The following is a 515-nucleotide window of genomic DNA, read 5'->3' as shown; positions in this document are numbered from 1 at the left end:
ATACTTCAGTAAAGGACCGATCACCTATCAAAAGACGAAGGGTGGCTTCTGAAATATCTCTTATTGTATTTTGCACATCACGTACATGAAATAGATAATCAGCAGCATTCTTGATTTTATATTGAAGAATCCAACGAACCTCTGCAATATTTAAATCACCTGTAAGCATCCAGGATTCGCCACTATAATTACGCTTGGAGTATTCTGTACGAACACCTGCTTTTAGGGTTCTAAATCCATATTCCTGTTTATATTGATAATCAACCTTAACTGGGTAGACCATATCAATAAAAGGTATCTTAAAATGTAAGCCAGGCATAGTTGTATGAGAATATTCTCCAAGACGCAATACAACACCATTTTCATTAGCACCTATTGTATATACAGAGGCAAATATTATGATGACAGTTATCATCACAGCAATTAACCATTTAAATCTCTTAAATTCAAAATTAGGAATTTTTAAATCAACATCTCCAAATTTGATATTGTTCAGGTAGCAAATTATATATTAG

The 515-nt window shown here is 32.8% G+C and carries 1 protein-coding gene; it reads right to left on the bottom strand.

Annotated features, from left to right (window positions below; translation table 11 throughout):
* Nucleotides 1-319, bottom strand: a 319-nt coding sequence (locus AMO08_RS04725; protein ID WP_256997664.1) for an SPFH domain-containing protein, incomplete at its 3' end; no start/stop codon positions are given.
* Between the last annotated feature and the right edge of the window lie 196 nt (nt 320-515).

It is taken from the genome of Candidatus Pelagibacter communis, assembly GCF_001180205.1.
Lineage (GTDB): Bacteria > Pseudomonadota > Alphaproteobacteria > Pelagibacterales > Pelagibacteraceae > Pelagibacter > Pelagibacter ubique_O.
The sequence above is the reverse complement of the archived record's forward strand: the minus strand, read 5'-3'. Positions and strand labels throughout refer to the sequence as shown.